General features: G+C 41.6%; 15 protein-coding genes. 13 read left to right on the plus strand and 2 right to left on the minus strand.

All coding sequences use genetic code 11. The annotated features are described in order from the left end of the window. Window positions 1-580 precede the first annotated feature (580 nt). From R7D93_RS23070 to R7D93_RS23115, 10 genes are all read left to right on the plus strand, one after another. On the plus strand, window positions 581-1,024 hold the full coding sequence (locus tag R7D93_RS23070) for a DUF2787 family protein (RefSeq protein ID WP_025624732.1): 444 nt from the start codon (window positions 581-583) through the stop codon (window positions 1,022-1,024). 2 nt (window positions 1,025-1,026) lie between these two features. After that, a complete protein-coding gene (locus R7D93_RS23075; protein WP_025624734.1) occupies window positions 1,027-1,272 on the plus strand; it encodes a hypothetical protein in 246 nt (81 codons plus the stop codon). A gap of 72 nt (window positions 1,273-1,344) precedes the next feature. Next, window positions 1,345-3,186, plus strand: coding sequence for a VWA domain-containing protein (locus R7D93_RS23080; protein WP_318129523.1), 1,842 nt, complete (start codon window positions 1,345-1,347; stop codon window positions 3,184-3,186). 74 nt (window positions 3,187-3,260) lie between these two features. Then, entirely contained in the window at window positions 3,261-3,545 is a 285-nt protein-coding gene (locus R7D93_RS23085; RefSeq protein ID WP_318129524.1) for a hypothetical protein, read from the plus strand. A 387-nt stretch (window positions 3,546-3,932) separates the two neighbouring features. After that, window positions 3,933-4,268: a hypothetical protein gene (locus R7D93_RS23090; protein WP_025624995.1), complete on the plus strand. Its 336-nt coding sequence runs from the start codon at window positions 3,933-3,935 to the stop codon at window positions 4,266-4,268. Beyond that, entirely contained in the window at window positions 4,255-5,433 is a 1,179-nt protein-coding gene (locus R7D93_RS23095; protein WP_318129525.1) for a toprim domain-containing protein, read from the plus strand. The genes R7D93_RS23090 and R7D93_RS23095 overlap by 14 nt, the downstream gene beginning before the upstream one ends. Further along, window positions 5,433-5,675: a hypothetical protein gene (locus tag R7D93_RS23100; RefSeq protein ID WP_025624993.1), complete on the plus strand. Its 243-nt coding sequence runs from the start codon at window positions 5,433-5,435 to the stop codon at window positions 5,673-5,675. The genes R7D93_RS23095 and R7D93_RS23100 overlap by 1 nt, the downstream gene beginning before the upstream one ends. A gap of 271 nt (window positions 5,676-5,946) precedes the next feature. After that, entirely contained in the window at window positions 5,947-6,942 is a 996-nt protein-coding gene (gene traF, locus R7D93_RS23105) for a conjugal transfer protein TraF (RefSeq protein WP_225492084.1), read from the plus strand. A gap of 17 nt (window positions 6,943-6,959) precedes the next feature. Then, on the plus strand, window positions 6,960-8,357 hold the full coding sequence (locus R7D93_RS23110) for a conjugal transfer protein TraH (protein WP_118121293.1): 1,398 nt from the start codon (window positions 6,960-6,962) through the stop codon (window positions 8,355-8,357). Window positions 8,358-8,359: 2 nt separating this feature from the next. Beyond that, complete coding sequence (locus R7D93_RS23115; protein WP_140150395.1) at window positions 8,360-11,770, plus strand: conjugal transfer protein TraG N-terminal domain-containing protein; 3,411 nt, start codon at window positions 8,360-8,362, stop codon at window positions 11,768-11,770. Between the two features lie 239 nt (window positions 11,771-12,009). Here R7D93_RS23115 and R7D93_RS23120 read toward each other — a convergent pair whose 3' ends face one another. Further along, the gene (locus R7D93_RS23120) at window positions 12,010-12,246 is read right to left on the minus strand and encodes a hypothetical protein (RefSeq protein ID WP_140134545.1); all 237 of its coding nucleotides are present in this window, start codon (window positions 12,244-12,246) and stop codon (window positions 12,010-12,012) included. A gap of 305 nt (window positions 12,247-12,551) precedes the next feature. Between R7D93_RS23120 and mobI the strand changes: the two genes are divergently transcribed. The 3 genes from mobI to R7D93_RS23135 are packed head-to-tail and all read left to right on the plus strand — an operon-like array spanning window position 12,552 to window position 16,565. Continuing rightward, complete coding sequence (gene mobI, locus R7D93_RS23125; protein WP_140134543.1) at window positions 12,552-13,058, plus strand: conjugative transfer protein MobI(A/C); 507 nt, start codon at window positions 12,552-12,554, stop codon at window positions 13,056-13,058. Window positions 13,059-13,080: 22 nt separating this feature from the next. Continuing rightward, a complete protein-coding gene (locus R7D93_RS23130; protein ID WP_318129526.1) occupies window positions 13,081-16,005 on the plus strand; it encodes a helicase HerA domain-containing protein in 2,925 nt (974 codons plus the stop codon). A 59-nt stretch (window positions 16,006-16,064) separates the two neighbouring features. Next, window positions 16,065-16,565 (plus strand): hypothetical protein, encoded by a 501-nt coding sequence (locus R7D93_RS23135; protein WP_140134539.1) that lies wholly within the window; start codon window positions 16,065-16,067, stop codon window positions 16,563-16,565. A gap of 904 nt (window positions 16,566-17,469) precedes the next feature. Here R7D93_RS23135 and R7D93_RS23140 read toward each other — a convergent pair. Next, complete coding sequence (locus tag R7D93_RS23140) at window positions 17,470-17,814, minus strand: hypothetical protein (protein ID WP_225492091.1); 345 nt, start codon at window positions 17,812-17,814, stop codon at window positions 17,470-17,472. Window positions 17,815-17,956: the final 142 nt, after the last annotated feature.

Genomic DNA, 17,956 nt, shown 5'->3' on the forward strand with positions numbered 1-17,956 from the left:
GACCAGTATCCCGATCCCGGCTGGCCGTCCTGGCCGCCACATGAGGCATGTTCCGCGTCCTTGCAATACTGTGTTTACATACAGTCTATCGCTTAGCGGAAAGTTCTTTTACCCTCAGCCGAAATGCCTGCCGTTGCTAGACATTGCCAGCCAGTGCCCGTCACTCCCACTCCAAGGTTTTTTCTATTAGACTAAGCACGATACACACTAACCCTACGTTAGTGTGTATCTCAATGCTGACTTGGGCGCATTGAGATACACATTATTTTGAAAACTAAACAGAGTGTTATAGAATCAAAGAAAGTTAGATTTTAGCCGAGAGTCCTATTTGGACTTTCACTAAATGCTCCACTTGGAGCAAAACCAAGTCCTCTTTATGAGGCAAAAAAGTGGTTGCCGGTAACGGTATGATGTCGGACGAGAATCGTCATAGATCGCGCAAGCGGCGAAAGCAGCGACACCACAAAATCTGCTTTTAAAACATAACCTAATAGTTCCGCTTAACGTGGAATCCTATCAAACCTACGGGTGCAACCATCCGTAGGGTAGTTGTACCCATTTTATTTTAATGAGGTACATCATGCTTACTCTTAAACAAAACCTACCGATTACTGTTCCAAACGAACTCATTGAGTTTATTTCTGAACATGTACAACGGGACGGTATATCAATCATTAGCTTCAACGACACAAAGTACCACCCAAGTACAGGTGGCTTCCGTCCTGTTGAAATCATGGTTGAAAAGCTCGGCAACTATGTTGCTTTGCACTACTACACTGAATTTGCTTATGAGGGACAAGGCAGCTATGCCCAACTTTGTAAGTCAAATGACTTCGATTTATCGCTGAATACCTACTATTCAGAGTTCATGGGTCTAATTCCACTGAACGACGAAGTAGGCGAAACGTTTGAGATGTTTGTAAAGAACACTCTCTCATACGCTAGCTTAGGTATGTATGACGAACTTAAAGTTAGCTTTATCGGCGGTCACTTACTGCTGCATAAAGACATGGTGGAGGCGTAATAATGGAACTAAATTTCTTCATTATCGCCAACGTAAATAACATGGTTCGAGATTGGATAGATGAACTCCGTCTATTCAAGTACACCAACGACTCCTGCTCAGATTTTTTGGTCGATGTAATAGCGACAAAAGAAATGAATGGCGAGTTGGACGAACTACTTACACTTATCAATGCAAACTGCACTGAGAGTTACACTTTGAACGAACTGGATAATTGCCAATACGTTCATGTGCATGTAATCAACTAATCCACTTTAAATACTCCCACTAGGGCAAATACTGCCCTTGGGGTCTAGTGTTTGCCCGTAAAGGAAAACACTATGAACAAGCAAAATCAGCTTATACACAATTCCCTACCATTAATCGCAGCCGGACTTGGAGACAAGTTAGGTGTTCGTATAACGGTATCGGGTAATCAGGCGTGGACCGATGGTAAAACCATCAACATTCCAGATTTCAATATCAAATCGAAAGAACACAAAGATGCGGTACTTGGCTTTGTGTCTCATGAAGCTGCACACCTCAAATTTGATTCTTTCAACCTGCAAGGTGACTTCAGTTCCGCAGCGTTGCAAAACTATTGGAATATCTTTGAAGACTTGCGAATTGAGAATGCAATGATTGAAAGCATGGTAGGTACTAAGAACTGGATTAACCAAATCTGGATCAACCGTCAAAATGACGGTAGCCGACCACCAATCCAAACTGACGCAGAACCGGCAAGCTGTATTTGTGAATTATTACTGATGACTTGTCGTGTTAATCATCGGGGGCAAACGCACTTACAGCCTTACTTAGATGCTGCTGAAGACGCATTTTGTCTCAACCTTGGGTTCAAGCTTTATATGCAAGTCAATAACTTGTTAAACAATGAACTTCCTAACCTATCTTCATCTAAAGATGCTTACGACTTAGCGGTAAAGGTAAATACCCTTATCAATGAGTTTGATCCTGATGAAGATGAACCGGATGAGCCAGATGAGCCTAGTCCAGACAGTTCGAGCCAAACACCGGAGGAAAGTAATCCAGGTGACTCGGCATCTCCTGATGAATCAAATGAACCTGACAGTTCAGATGAAACAGATGAGGGCGCAGGGCAAGCTAATGATGCTGAAAGTGAAGAATCCAACTCGCAAGGGTCGGACAATTCACAATCTAGCAGTGTAGATCCTGAACAGTCGATGGAGAGCGAAGGAAATAACTCTAGCTCAAATTCGACAAGTTCTGGTCAGCACGACTTAAATCAACCAACGTCAGATCAAATCAGAGCAGCAATACAAGCAGCAAATGATTCAACTGAAACGTTTGACGATATGAGTAGTTTCGCTCAATCGCTCGAAGTATTGGCAGAAGCCAATCCAGAGCAATCCAGAGTGTCGCTACCAGAAGTCATCAACGTTGATCCCATAAGCGGAATACGTTGGGGGATTGAGTCAAATGTGAATAGCACTTCATCGCAGATTACTGCAAAACTGCAATCCATCGTTGAACATGAAATGAGAGTGCGCTGTAGAACGAAGTCTTCAGGTTTAAAACTGAATTCTAAAACTTTACACCGTTACGCTGTAAATGATGCTCGGCTTTTCAAACAGAAAAGCAAAAAGCTTCAGATCGATACAGTTGTTGAAGTCTGTGTAGATAACTCAGGCTCGATGACATCTCGTAATCTGATGAGCACAGCAAGGGAAGCACAGCTCGCTCTTGCAAAGGCTCTATCTCGAATCAATGGGGTAGGCATCGGTGCATCTGCGTTTCCTGACTCCGATTGCGATAGCAACATACTTAACTTGTTAGATGAAGGTGAAAACGTCAGCAAACTAGCCATGCGTTATCACAGAGTAGATGGTAGGGGGGATTCAACCCCAACAGCTTCTGCATTGTGGCATTGCATACGCAAAGTATGTAGCAGTAGAAAACATCACAAGGTCATCATCATTATCACTGATGGTTATCCGAATGGTGGTCAAAGAGAAGAACTTGCTCGTTTGGTCAGTAAAGCTACCCAAAGTGGCATTACTGTTATAGGCGTTGCCATTGGCAGCATTTCTAGTAACAAACAAGCGTTCTACCAATACTTCCCTAATGCACTGTTCATTCAGGACATTAGAGAACTCAAATCAGAGTTATTCAAAGTAGCTAAAGATATTTTAGTGACTCGATAACTTATTAATATCAAACCCAATCGGGCAATACTGCCCGTAGGGAATGGTGTTGCCCTTTTTTAAGGAACAACATCATGGAACAGCTATTAATTCCACTAGAGGTTAAGAGCCAAACCGAGTTTTATGGTGTATGGACTGAAAGCGAAATCGTTATGATGCAAGAGGGCATGTTAATTCAAGCTCTTAATGAAATTAATGACGGACGCAAATCTAGCACAATGCGGAAAGAAGCAATCGAATGGTTAATGAACGAAAGTGATGAACCATTTAGTGCCGATATCTGCGCATTAAGTTGTGGCTATGACATAAACACCTTACGTGCTTATCTACGCCCAATTGTTCGGAAATACTACTCTTAACAATCCACTTCTAATTTGATACCCGCCCACACCAAACTCAATTTAAGCCTTGTGCTTAAAGGTCATGATTTGGTGATAGGGCATAAATTTGCGTCTAACTATTGGGCACAAATTTATGGGTTATCACTCATACACCCAAACGGGGCTATTTCCCCGTATGGGGATAGTCCCTGTTAATCAGGAGGCTACATGAGCATTTCTATCCCTCTCGCTATTGTTATTGCTATCAAGGTATCTGTTATCGCTTATGCGTTGCAGGTATATGGCACTCCGATACCTGAGAGTTCAGACAAGTAATTCTATCGACTTCTTCTACTTGGGGCTTTTCAAAGCCTTGCCTGTCCCTTGCGGGCTTCGAAAAGCCTCAAGGACTATAGGAGAAGCATCATGATAGGCATTACTACACAACCAACCAATCAAAAACATCATTTACAGGCACAGCAAAATCAAAGCCTTGTAGATGACATTTCAAATCCAACTTGGACTGACCAAATGATTGAAGATCTTCAATACGGCATGATCAAAAGTGCTATTGACGATATTCGGGATGGTCGGAAATCCAAGTTAATGCGGCAAGAAGCAACCAAATGGCTACTAGAAGATGACTATGTTCATCCTCTGTCATTTTGCAATTGTTGCCGTTCATTAGGTTTAGACGCTGAGCTTTTACGTTCAATGCTTAGCCGTCTACTACAAGGGAGATTCCACTATGAATCAATCTAAAGTAGCTGTAGTAAAAGCAGCGGCAAAGGGTCGCTGGTTAGAGGTTCTTGAGGCTGTCGCGCCAAGTCTTTCCGAAGCAACAAAAAACGTTGAGAACCACGTACCTTGTCCAATAAATGGTGGTACTGATGGATTTAGACTTTTTAAAGATGCAAAGGAAACTGGCGGTGGGGTTTCAAACCAACACGGTGTATTTCGCAATGGTTTTGACCTACTTATGTGGGTTTTAGATCGAGATTTTCAGTACGTTCTAAATGAAGTTGCAGACTATCTTGGTCTTAGTGGCAAGGAGTGGAAGGGTGCTAGTATCCAAACACAACAAACACAGCCACAACCAAAAGTGGATGCCAGTCATCTCAAAAAATGTCGGTATTCATTGCGAAAAGCATGGCAAACCGCATATGACTTGACTGCACCGGAAGCCAAGCTAGCTCGGATTTACTTGTCTCGTAGAGGCTTAGACTTAAAAAAGCTAAACCTCTATGGTTTAAGTAAAACTATGCGCTTTAACCCTGCAATGCCCTTGTATGAAACACGTAAAGTCAACGGCATTAAGAAGAACCTTTTCATTGGCAAGTTTCCAGCTCTCGTTTCGCTGGTCACTTATCCCGATGGTAAGGCAGCAACAATTCATCGAACCTTCTTGGATCATCAAGGCAATAAGCTAAAGATGGCTGTGGAAGGTATCGAGGTTAATGCTAAAAAACTGATGTCTCGATGTGAGTCTCGTCCTTTAACGGGAAGCGCAATACACTTGGCAGAAATCAATGGAGAAATCCTGCACGTAACTGAAGGTATAGAAACAGCATTGTCAGTAAAGCAAATGCTTGCTGACAGAGGTTGTCAAAATGAACCCGTATGGGCGTGTATATCATCAACTATCTTGGAAAACTTTCAGCCACCTAAAGGGGTCAAGTACATCTTTGTTTGGGCTGATAAAGACACTAAACGTGTTGTTCATGGCAAAACCGTAGAAGCTGGATTAGATGCTGCTATGGGGCTTGCAGAACGCCTAGAAGATAGCGATGAATGGGTCGTGATTATGTATCCGACCTGGGATATCCCAACCGGAGTTAAATCTATTGATTGGAATGATGTCTTAGTTGAACACGGCACAAGCAAATTTCCTCATCACCATACACAAATATGGAAGGGGGCTTGCTAATGATTCGTTTCATTACAGATATTCAATCTCAGCAAGAGCCTGATATTCTCACGCCGAACCGGTTCAACCGGTTGTTAATTGTGAGCTTAGAGGGTCAACTGTTAGCTAGCTATAATGCGCCAATGAGTGGCTGGACACACGATGTTCTAGTCAGCCTATCGCAGCTATTCCCTCAGCAGTGGGAGTATTGCGGGGCAGATGCTCTACTTGGTGATCAATTTGTTGGTTCAACAGAAATTTAATTGAGATAACCCACACGCCAAAGGCGTGTGGGATGTCTTTAACTTATACCTAAACACACTTACTCCTTTGATACATTTCCCTCTGAACACCTAATACCCGACATCCAACACCAAACGTCTTAACATTGTTAAGTTGTTCGCTTATCACACTGTTCTAATAATACCCGCAACGCAATCTAGCCTCATTTCTCGCTGACTTTGGAAATTCGAAAAGTGTGAGTCAATAAGAGATGAAACACATTCCGTCGAATTAAGACTAAGGGATTATTAAATGAACAAACTCTTACTACCTATAGCTGTAGGTGTAGTCATTTCCAGTTTTGCTCACGCGCAAAACCAACCAACGCAAACCAAGAAACAAACCTTAGCTAACGAAAGTGGCAGCGATAACAAATACTTCGCAGATAGTGAAAGAGGTTGGTATTGGTATGAACAACTACCGCAAGATGAGAAAGAAAAGTTCCTAGAAAAACTAAAGCAAGAACAACCGCAACCTACACCCAAGCCAGCCAAAACCAAGCCAGAAGAACAGCCACTATCAAGCGCATGGTTTAGAGAGAATTTTCAAAAATATGCTGATGCCGCGATGAACAATCCATATGACCAGGAGGCAATGCGAACTTATCTGTATTTAGAAAAGTTTATGCGTGATCGCGCCGTTGCGTTTGGTATGGAACGACAAAAAGCGGTAATGGCTGAACCGTTCCTTGACCAAACCTCATCTCGCCCAATCGCTAACTTTGGGATGAAGACTATGAATGTACAAGCATCTCAAAATAAGCATGCGCTACTAGAGGAAATGGGTAACGAGTCCGGCTTATATTTCTTCTACCGTAGTGAAGATGTATTCAGTGAACAGCAAGCAGAGCTAGTGGCACAGTTACAGTCGGAATTTGGCTTCACTGTATTCCCTGTTTCAATGGATGGCACACCTCCACCAACCGTTCTTGGTGAAGCCTTTGAAGTCAACACAACACAAGCCCAATCACTAGGTATTCAAGTCCTACCCGCTACGTACCTGTTCAACCCAAAAACCAGAGCAATTGAACTAGTAGGTCAGGGGATGCACTCCATAACCGACCTAAAGGATCGCATTTTGTTTGCTGCATTGCGTTCAGGTCTGATTGACGAACAACAGTACCAATTAACCAAACCAAGCGGTCTGTATGTTGATCCAAATGGCTACGTAACCGGTGGACTTCAAGTTCCTGAGAATGCCCCACAAGAATTTCAAAAACTTTATCAACAAAGCTTATCAGCGCAATAAACAAGGAGATTACTGCAATGAAACTAAATCTATTAACGGGCAGCTTGTTTATGGTCAGCTTATTAAATACACCACTTGCTACTGCAAGCTTAGATGACCAAATGCGCGATACCTTCAATATGCTAACCAACACAACAGATCCTAATGCCTATAACACTGCTCGTCGAGGCGTGATATCCGGTGGTAGCTTGTTTATGAAAGCCCCTATCAAACGCTCAAACTTAGTATCTGCAACCGCGCCATCAGTATCCGCAGGGTGTGGTGGGATAAATCTGTATGGCGGTAGCTTCTCGTTCATTAACAAAGATGAATTTATTCAAACATTTCAGGCAATTGGCGCAAATGCTCTTGGATATGGTGTAAAACTGGCTTTGCAATCAGCGTGTCCAACCTGTGAACAGATCATGACTTCTCTGGAAAAAACAGCGCAGTTTGTCAACGACATGAATATTGATAGCTGCCAAGCGGCGCAAGGCATTGTTAATGCGGGAATAGACTTTGCGACAACGGCAAAAGCCGATACATCAGCGAAGACTCTCGGTGTCAACAGCGGTCAATGGGAAGACCTAAACGAAGCATGGGGATGGGCTAATGAAGCTGGTCGCTCTCCATCTAAAGTTTTGGCTACAGCTGATCCTACAACCACGAAAGAAAAAATCACTATCAATGCGACATGGAAAGCGATGAAGGAAAGCGAAGTTCATAGCCTATACGGTGGAGATGACGAGTTCCTAGAGTTACTTATGACCATGATTGGTACAGTAGTAATCAAAAACGGAAGTAGCGATCCAGAATCAGATCCTAAGCCTACGGTGTACCAGGGACGTACCATTAGACTAATCGACTTAATAGACGGTGGCACATTCAAAATTTATGACTGTGATACATCGGATAAAAACGGCTGTCTAAATGCACCGCTTGCACCATCTAAATCTGTCACTATCAAAGGGTTACGTGAGCGTGTATATGATGCCTTGCTTGGAAGCGATGGTGTCATTGTTGCCTACCAAAATGACACTGAGTGGAGTACTAACGCAAAACAAACTCTCAAGTTCCCAACGATGATTGGTCAGCTTTGTAATCAAAAAATCTACCAAGCCGCGGTTAACGGCACTGTGGCTACGGTTGGTACTTACATAGCCAATACCTGTGCGGAGCGTTTGGCTCTTGATCTCGCATACATGCAAGTAACGTCCTACATCCAAGTTACACAAGCTGCTCTTAAAAACCTTTTCACTACTGACAGTCAAGAATCAGCGAAAACGCAAGCTGAAAAGGTGCTCCTAGATAGCTCTAAGTACTATCTGGAAGAATATAACCTTCTATCTAAAGACTCTGATTTCCAAGATATCAAAGCGAAGCTTGATAGTGTCAACTTTGGTGAAGGTGAAACCAATACACTGACAGGTAAGTAATTATGGTTTGGAACATTGTAAGCTTTGGGGATGTGGTAACACTTCAAACCGTTTTTAACGCTGTTGGTGCAATATCGGCTAACTCAACTTACAAAGCAGCAGCGGCGGCTGTTGCTTTGTTAGTGTTCGTTATCGCTATGCTTTCTTCAGTGTCAGATGGAAAGCAGGAGTTACCCATACCACGACTACTAGCGGCGTTTTTCATATACGTGGCTGGATTCAATACATTAGGTACAGTCGGCATTGAGAATAGATATGATGGCACTACCACCACCATAGACAATATTCCTATTGCCATCGCTGTACCAGCTTCGCTAATCAGTAATATTGGGTTAGAGCTGGCTGAACTGACTGAAACCGCATTCGGCAGTACCAACCCGCAGGAACGTGTTACGGAGAGGGGCTATCTAAGCCCCTTAAAAGCATTGGCTGCATATAGAGATATCGCGTATAAGTCCTGTCCGGCAGGGGATGGTAACTCTGTATTATCCGGCTATAGATTTTGTCCTAGTTTCCACAATTACATGCGTGACTGTGCGATGGTTAAAGCAAAGCGAGATGGTTTGACTCGAACCATGAAAGAAGGGGACTTTTTTACCAACATTCAGTTCAATTCATCGTCATTCGCAACATTTCTAGTGCGCTCAAGCGGAGTTATAGAAGAACAATCCTGTAAGGACGCATATTCGAAAATTATCACTATGATCAACTCTGGTGATTTCGTCACCATGTATTCCCACTTCAACGAGAGAATGGGGGTACGTACTGGCGAGGACGTAGAGAGTGTGACTAGTGATGTCCTCGCTTCAATTGGCGCTGATGCTGCTATGAATCGTAATCTGATGAAAACGATGATGGCAAGCAAACTCGCTGAAGAAGGTGAGCTATCGTTCTACTACAAAAACAACGCTTCCGACTACGCAGAAAACCTACAAAGCTCCGTAGAACAGAGAAACTACGGCTGGATCATCCAAGGAGAGATGTGGGTACAAATCGTAAACAAGTTCATTGCCATAATGGAATGTTTGCTATACGCCCTCACACCGTTCATTGGATTGATGGCGCTATGTGGCTCTGTAGGCTCCAAGACGCTACTTCTATTCCTACAGATGCTTGCGGTCATTCAATTAATCCCGATGCTACTGGTTGTCGCTCAGAGTGTTGTTATGGGACAGATGGCTAGAGCAGTGACAGAGATAGGATTGCAATATGAAACTGGCTCAATTGAATGGATACAAGCAATATTTGAGCAAGCAAAAGATCTCTTAGGTTTAGGGGGAATGATTGCGGCTACTATCGTACCGGCTATGGCTATGTCGCTCGTTACCGGCTCTGGCATGGCGATGATGGGAGCAATGAAAGGTGCAGCAGCAACCGCTAAAGACACAGATGCCACACCAGAAATATCGAAACAGGGCGGCGCTATTGAAGATTGGGGATCATTAAACAGCGGTACTCGTGATGCGTATGGAAACACCATGACTCAGAGCGCGGAATCGCGTGTCGGCAACATTTCAAGAAATTTGGCGAACTCAAGTTCTGTATCAGATGCCCAAACTAGGATGCAAACAGCACAAGCGAATTACCAGCAAGCAGTCGAGAATGCCCTAACCAATTCGAACGGTAATGCTTTCAGCACTAACGAGATACTAAAGGCAGGTCAGTCTATTAATTCCGGCTCAAGCACCATGCAAAACTTCGCTGAGAAACACCTCACATCTCTTGCTGACTCATATGGTCTACAAGGACAAGAAAAGAATGACTTCATTCAGGCTATGTCTGCCGGACTCCAACTAGTTGGCACTGGTGGGAAAGCGGCTGAGCAATTTGCAGAATCTCTATCGTCAAATGTAGCCAAAGCATATCAAGACGCGACATCAGGTGAAAAGGGTATTGCCCTACAAGCTAAGTTCGATGAAGCGAAAAATGCAGCCTACGAAAATGGCGAGTCTGTTACCACAAATAACAGTGAAATGGACTCACGAGCAGAGAGAGTATCGCAAGCTAGACAAGAGGTAGAAGCCAGCACTGACCAATACCAAAATGCAGTGAGTGCTACAGATACAGCGTCAATCATGAACGACGACGTAAGAATGGGACTAGCCATGATTGGACAAGACGAGAATGTTCAACGTAGCCTCGATAAACAGATCAACGAAAACAGAGATAACCCTGAGTGGTTAAGAAGATTTTCTCAGAACTATCAGGAAATGGATGGTGGCGTAAATGGTACAGATTTAGACTCTGACAGCGCCAAACTAGCAGCGTTTATGGTAACGAATAACGAACTAGGAAATATGGAAGATAACCAAGCTGTTCTTAGTCAATATCACGGACAACAACCATCTACACCAGAAGAAATCAGAACTAATGGAGTCAATCCAAATATATCTGAAGGACTACCGAATAACCCAAAATATGGTGATTTGGATAGGCAACCAATTGTTGCTCCAACGCAAGGTGTAGTACCAGATAGTCTTAATGTCGATGAAAATGATCCGCTATCAGGAAATAGAGCTAACTTGATGGGTAATTTCACCAAGAATGCTAATGACGTTGAACAATTTGGGGATGACTTTTTCAACAGTGACCAATTTAAACAGTATCAAGGCAAAGTCGATGATATGAAGCAAAGGCTAGGAATTGACGATGATACCAATATTGTTCCTCTAGAACATACACAAGAGAATATAAAGGACTCAATTGCTAGCATGCTATCTGACGGTTTATTTGACGATATTTCACAGAAAGTTGGACGCGTTGCAAACCCAATATCTGAACAGGTAGATAATGCAAAAGAAGCCGTATCGAATGCATATAACACAATGAGAGCTGCCTTTTATGAATCACCAGTAGGACAAGCAGAGACAGAAGCGACTGAGGTTATTTCTGAAAAGTTCAATGCACTAAATGAATATTTGGACAGCAGTGAAGCGTTAGATAACCCACAGCAATTAAATGAAACAGTTAGTGGGTTTATTGATGATGTTAGTGGAGAAATGGCTAATCTATTCACATACGAAAATGAATCTAATACGCCAATTGTACCTAAAGAACCTGAACAATCTGAAGATGATAATCACACCTCAACATCACAGACTAGCGATAACGAAATTATTTCCCCTCTAGTTGATGAGAATGGAAACCAATCGGAGGAAAGTACTATAGGCGAAAATAGTTCACCTATAGTGAGTGATAATTTAAACTCAAACAACGAACCGTTTAGACAGGGCAATGATAGTGCGCCTGAATACAGTACCAATTATCCCCACTACGAAAAAATAGCAAATGACAGACAGGAAGAAATAGAAAAAGAAGAAAGGAGAGATGAAAATAGTAGAAATGAACTTGAAAGATTACAGTCAATAGATGACAACTATAATCCAGTAGGGGTCGATGACATACCTCGATAGAAAAGAAAAAACCTCGGATATTTCCGAGGTTTTTTTATAAGCTTTCATCATATTTGTTTTTAATAGTGTTAAAACCATCCTTATCTATAGTTGCATCACCTTTGAATTTCACATCAGGATAACTAGGACTAGAATTACCTAAGACTGAACCATAAACACATTGAATATCACCTTTAATGAGCTTATATATAATGTAGACAAAAAACGATATAGCAATACACGAAAACATAAACTAACTCCTAACGTCGAATTTTAATTGGCGCATCATCATAAGTGCCAACACTCTTATTAACAACCACACTCTTATCTACTTCAACAAAATATGCTCTATAAACAAGGTAACAACAAATACCTATAAAAGCGTCAAACAAACCAAATCCATAATTTATATATCCAAAAGAAAGAATTGCGAATATAATTATGAAAACGGTAATGTCCCCAATTTTCCATAATATGTTGATTGACCTGTCTTTCATAACCACCTCCATTTACTGATATAGTAACAAATAAATATAACTTCCAAAACATAGAGCGCATAAGAAAAAATAGAACAGCACCATAGTACAGTATTCATAATTAGAAATCACAAGATCGTTCACATAGAGCCAAAAACCTCCATAAAAGTCTTCACTTTGGCAAGCGATTTACCCTAGAGCCAAAAACCAGCTTTTTTGGCTCTGTATCTTATAGTGCCAAAAACCTACCTTTTTGGTTACTATATTTGTTATGGTATGATTTGATGAAATCAACTTATATCATAATCACTGGTATTGGAGATTACATGCAAGCGATAGTCGATGCTATCTACGAAGAAATAGATGGCTTGTATAAAAAGACAGAAGCGATTCAAGGTGTTTGGCGAAGGGCTATAGCAGAGAGAGAGTTCAATAGGGACTATTCAGATAAGAGAAACATTGAGTCAACAAATTATGAAATGCGAGTCGAGTTTGTAGGGTTTAGTTTCCGTGTTCGTTGGCATGAAGTTCGGTTTGTTAAGAATGGAAATAAAACTGTACGGTTAATAAAGTCTATTGCTGTACCTGAAAGCGGTAAATATAAGGCATCACAATTTGGTAAGGCTCAAGAATGGGAGCTTCTTCTTATAACAAGAATGGAAGATGCTCTATCAGAAATCCGTTACCAATTAAAGCATTTAGGCAAAGCTCATAATGCAGTCGTTTGGGCTTCCAAACGTTCTAAGCAAAAAATCAAGACAATAGAAATTAAACATCGTGTTGAGAAAACAAATCGTTCTATCAAAGCGATTAAAGAGTCATTGAAAAAATAGGATGTAGTTGATGGAAATAAAAGTGAGAACAATTGGCGAACATGATTTAACAGATGAAATGAATGCTTTAATGGATGCAATTGAAGCGAAAGAAGATGTTAAGGGATTCGCTTATGCTGGCTCAGGGAAAAGTACATTCCTAAGAGCTGTCGAGAAATATCAAAAAAATAAGATGGGCATTTACCTTTGCTATAACAAATCTCTTGAGCGTGAAGCTAGAAGTTTGTTTGTTGGCACTCATGTTCACATATATACATCTCACTCTTATGCTTTATCAACGTTCAGTAAGGAAGTAAAAACAGGCTTTTTAAGAAAAGTTAATTTGAAACCTAACATGAAAATGGTACTAGACCATTCAGAGTTCAATTTGGACAATCCATTATTCAATGCACTCGACATGAAAAAGAATTGGCGTGTATTAATTGATATCTGCGATTGTTTTATTCAGACCGCATCACTTGAACTAACAGAACTACATCTTACTGAGAAAGCTAAAAAACTAATCACCAGTAAAGTTAACAGCAAGGCAATAAAATCGAACCAAAAGCAAGTAGCTTTATTGTACTTGGTTAATCACGCTAACTTATTGCTAAAGTCAATGTTTGATACGAGCAATGAGTGTTATTGCTCACATGATGGATACGTTAAATATTGGCAGCTTTCAAAGCCAGTTATTAACTATGACTATGTTATGTTTGATGAGACACAGGATGCACCGCCAGTTCTTGTTAACGTAATAATGTCTCAAAAGATTCAGAAAATATTTGTCGGTGATAAATACCAAAATATCTATCAGTTCAAAGGCGGCGTTAATGCAATGACTGTGGTTCCGTGTGAGTCATTTCCATTATCTGTTTCATTTCGATATGGACAAGATTTAGCAGACTTAGCCAGCAAGATATTAAAACACTACGATACTAGCGTAAAAATTACGGGTCGAGGGTTTGACACGGAGATTATAAAAGGCTCCGACTATGATGACTCTGACAATATGTTGTACATTGCACACACCAATATTCACTTATTGGATATTCTGATTGATTGCTATAAATCTAAGATTCCAACGGTGTTTGTTACGGACAACAAAGCCAGCTTTACATTAATGAAAGCAGAGTCCATTTTGAACATTTCACAAAATGGTGAAGGTATAGGCTTTTATAAAAAGTACGACAACATTGACAAGCTAATTGCCGAACAGCGCGATTTGGAAACAAAGGTAATTATCGAGTGGTTTAAAGAAGACCGTGAAAAGTTCATGGATCTAATAATGGCATTAAGATGGACGCTAGATATTATTCCTGACAAAGCGTTTGTGAAATTATGCACCGCACATGGAAGTAAAGGCTTGGAATCTGATGTGGTGATGTTGGCTGATGACTTTAGTGCCGTTGAAGCTGCGTTCGGTGATGGACAGCCACTTGCTGAAGATGAATTGAATCTGATTTATGTTGCTGTGACCAGGGCGAAGAAGAAGCTCATTTTGTCTGATACGCTTTACGATGCTTTGAATAAGAACCTAGCATTCACACTCAAGCGCCATAAACCCGCGAAGTGTATGTCTGACAACCTCATTCCAGAGTCTTACCAAGTGAAGGGCAAAAAAGCCAAATCAAAACCTAAGCAGCCAGTCAAACCGGCACAGTCAGCAGAAAGTAACCTCGCTGCAGAAACTCACAGCGTCCAACCGGAACAATCAAATTCAAACCTCGCAGCTTCTAACAATCCAGCTTCGGATAGCGAGAACCAGGCTAAGAGCACTAAGCCTGAAAAGTCCTCTCCTTTGGTCAGCTCATCAAAGAGTGCGCCGAGCAAGGAAATGGCTATCGTGGTGGGGCAATCAAAGGAAACTGGTGAAGATATGCTTTGGTGTCCAACGGATACCAGTTTGTACTTAAACCCTAACCTTGCTGTCGCCGGTACAATGGGAACCGGTAAGACGCAGACGGTGAAAAGTATCGTCACACAGCTTCGAAGACAGAAAGAGCTCAACACCGGTGGCGAGTCACTTGGCATCCTTATCTTTGATTACAAGTCTGACTACGTTGATGATGAGTTCGTTAACGCAACAGGTGCAACCGTGTTAGAGGCGAACAATCTACCGATTAACCCGTTTGCTTTACACTCAGACCACCGCTTGGCGTTAATGAACAATGCGAAGGTCTTCATCTCCACATTGAGCAAAGTTTTCCGTTTGGGAGTAAAGCAGGAGCAAATGCTAAAGAACTGCATCCTCGCTGCCTACGAGAACAAAAACATAGACAATGGTGATGTAAGTACCTATAGCCACACTCCACCGACTCTGAGGGACGTCATCGCAGTCTATAATGGTCAGCGTAAGATTCCTCAAGACTCCCTTACCTCTGCGCTTTCTGACTTGTATGACTTCGAGATATTTGAGAGCAACGGAAGAAAGTGTAAAACGCTCTATGATCTCCTTGATGGGAATGTTGTGGTCGTGACATTGGGTGGTATTGATCCAAACTTACAAAATCTCATCGTTGCGGTACTTTTAGACCAGTTCTACACACAAATGCATCTAGCCCCAAAACCAAGCCCAATTGGTCAGAATCGAGCGTTGAAAAAACTAGTGCTCGTAGACGAGGCGGACAACTTCATGGCGAATAATTTTCCGAGCTTGCGAAAAATACTCAAAGAAGGGCGTGAGTTTGGGGTAGGGTGCCTATTGTCAACTCAGGGACTGGACCACTTCCAAACTAGTGAGAATAGCTATAGCGATTACATGACAGCGTGGATAGCTCACCGCCTCAACAACCCAAAGAGCAAAGATGTTGAGCAACTTCTAAACACCAAAACGAAACAGGAGCTTGAAAACCAGTTAAACATGGTTCGAGAGTTAGAGAAACACCACTCTCTTTTCGTTGATGGCAAAAAACATGTTACTCATCAACGTTCAACAATGTTTTGGAAATTGATTCAAAATTGTTAAGCTTATCAACGAGGAGTATCCAATCAGGGACACTCCTCTTTTTTAAAAGGAATAAAAATTTGAAGAAAGTAAAACTTTCCGTAGCTGCTAGCATTCTAGCAGTGAGCCTATCAGGTTGCAGTACGCAACTGCCCGTAAAACCAGTCACACAGCACTATTCATTTGGTCCCGAGCAAAGTGCAAAGCACACTGTGACGTTTGAGTATCAAAACCTCGCTAGTGCTCCAGAATACCAGAACTACGAGATCACGCTAAATCTTGACTCTCTGCCACAGCAAGTTGAGTTTGACTTGTGCCAATTCGTCGAAGCATCAAACAACTGCAAGAGCACTATCAAGGTTTGGGAAGAGAGCGATAGTAGAGTGTGGATTGACTATCAGATGATCGTTCCTACGGAACTCAAACAACTAAAAGGAACTGATATTTTAGCGGTTGATACCAAAGGACTCGTTGGACGTAGTGCCGGAGAGTGGGGTGAGGAATTACCATCTGGTAAAACAACGGTTTATCAAGATGGTGAGCAAAATGTTACTTATCACCTGACTATTCTAACGAACTAACCTGGTAATAAAAACGAAGGGAGCTGATTGGCTCCCTTTTTTAATGCCAGTTATTGGCTAACCTATATCACTCCGATTCAGTTAGTCTCTGAAGCACTCAAATAGGTATATTAAGCCTTTGATAACAAAGGATGGGTTCAATTTAAAAACTAAGACCACGTTTTTTAACACCTTGCCGAGCAAGGCTTTTACATTGTCAAAATCCATCGAATATTCCTTCTAAATTTCGATTTTCGATTTGCCAATCCGGTCACTGGTGATCTATAGTCTCGATTGTTCGGTGTCGAGATATGATACCAGTAGTTAGTTTCGAGTAGCTCCAACTACTCTAGATTGACTCCTATTATAAACCCTGCTTTTTTGCGGGGTTTATTCGTTTTAGGCTCAAATATACAGTGCAACCAAAACCCGTAATTGGTGTTTCTATTGCCACTACATCTAGTAGCCCTTAACCTTGCGATTTACAAGATAGTGCGATTGAAAAGATTGTTCAAGGTACATATTTGGGTTGACTTGTGGATAAGTAACCAAATGAAAAATATCAGTAAGTGACTACTTACTGATTGCGAAAGGACGGACTTGACTAGGTAAAATCACAGGTTTGAGTTCGGTTTAGAAATAACCGTACAGAAAAAAATTTTCCTTGATCTTTGGGCATTTTCCTTTGCGAACAAATGGATTTGCCAAAATGTCACTCAGACCACGAAAAATAACGCATTAGGTACTTTACACGACAGACTTGTTATTCAAGAGAATTGGGGGGAAGTACACAGGGATTCTATATTTTGTTTCGGTAACACACTTCCCATGAGCGATTTAGCTTAAGAAATTACAATGCTCAAGTAATGTGAAGCTCTTGCCAATGACAAAGCCACAAACAAAGTCATAGGACCAGAAATGCCTGCTAGTTCGAACTGAACAATATCGGGTGTCCATCCTTTAACAGAACATAAATTCCTCCGTTCAACCATGCGCCCACAACATAATGGTCGCTAGGAATTTGATTCCAGTCTCGCAGACCGTCTTCATCAAATGTATAGCCTGTCAAGTTAACTATTTTAACTCGTTTCAAATTACCAATTGGGACAATATTGGCAGCACCTAAATAGGGATAGTAAGCAAGCTCCCCATTCTTGAGCTTTACGGCAACATTGTTACCAATAACTGATTGTCCAAAGAGAACGCCATGCTCACTAAGCACTATCGAACCATAGTGGTATCGGTGTCGGATAACTAACATTTCCATCATAAAAAACTGTACAAAAATACAGTATATAGATTAGCCAATAGGCTGTGCAACCTCAGTATGCCTACGAAACAAGGAGCTTTTATCACAAACACTCATTTAGGAAACCAAGAGCACAACCGTATTCTTCTAGTGATTGGGACAA

The sequence above is a fragment of the Vibrio sp. YT-15 genome (assembly GCF_033337445.1).
In the GTDB taxonomy this organism is placed as follows: domain Bacteria; phylum Pseudomonadota; class Gammaproteobacteria; order Enterobacterales; family Vibrionaceae; genus Vibrio; species Vibrio alginolyticus.

What these genes read in the sequence shown, in the direction of transcription:
- R7D93_RS23070 (WP_025624732.1), top strand. Translation starts at nt 581, where the DNA reads ATGCTTACTCTTAAACAAAACCTACCGATTACTGTTCCAAACGAACTC.
- R7D93_RS23075 (WP_025624734.1), top strand. Translation starts at nt 1,027, where the DNA reads ATGGAACTAAATTTCTTCATTATCGCCAACGTAAATAACATGGTTCGA.
- R7D93_RS23080 (WP_318129523.1), top strand. Translation starts at nt 1,345, where the DNA reads ATGAACAAGCAAAATCAGCTTATACACAATTCCCTACCATTAATCGCA.
- R7D93_RS23085 (WP_318129524.1), top strand. Translation starts at nt 3,261, where the DNA reads ATGGAACAGCTATTAATTCCACTAGAGGTTAAGAGCCAAACCGAGTTT.
- R7D93_RS23090 (WP_025624995.1), top strand. Translation starts at nt 3,933, where the DNA reads ATGATAGGCATTACTACACAACCAACCAATCAAAAACATCATTTACAG.
- R7D93_RS23095 (WP_318129525.1), top strand. Translation starts at nt 4,255, where the DNA reads ATGAATCAATCTAAAGTAGCTGTAGTAAAAGCAGCGGCAAAGGGTCGC.
- R7D93_RS23100 (WP_025624993.1), top strand. Translation starts at nt 5,433, where the DNA reads ATGATTCGTTTCATTACAGATATTCAATCTCAGCAAGAGCCTGATATT.
- traF (WP_225492084.1), top strand. Translation starts at nt 5,947, where the DNA reads ATGAACAAACTCTTACTACCTATAGCTGTAGGTGTAGTCATTTCCAGT.
- R7D93_RS23110 (WP_118121293.1), top strand. Translation starts at nt 6,960, where the DNA reads ATGAAACTAAATCTATTAACGGGCAGCTTGTTTATGGTCAGCTTATTA.
- R7D93_RS23115 (WP_140150395.1), top strand. Translation starts at nt 8,360, where the DNA reads ATGGTTTGGAACATTGTAAGCTTTGGGGATGTGGTAACACTTCAAACC.
- R7D93_RS23120 (WP_140134545.1), bottom strand. Translation starts at nt 12,246, where the DNA reads ATGAAAGACAGGTCAATCAACATATTATGGAAAATTGGGGACATTACC.
- mobI (WP_140134543.1), top strand. Translation starts at nt 12,552, where the DNA reads ATGCAAGCGATAGTCGATGCTATCTACGAAGAAATAGATGGCTTGTAT.
- R7D93_RS23140 (WP_225492091.1), bottom strand. Translation starts at nt 17,814, where the DNA reads ATGATGGAAATGTTAGTTATCCGACACCGATACCACTATGGTTCGATA.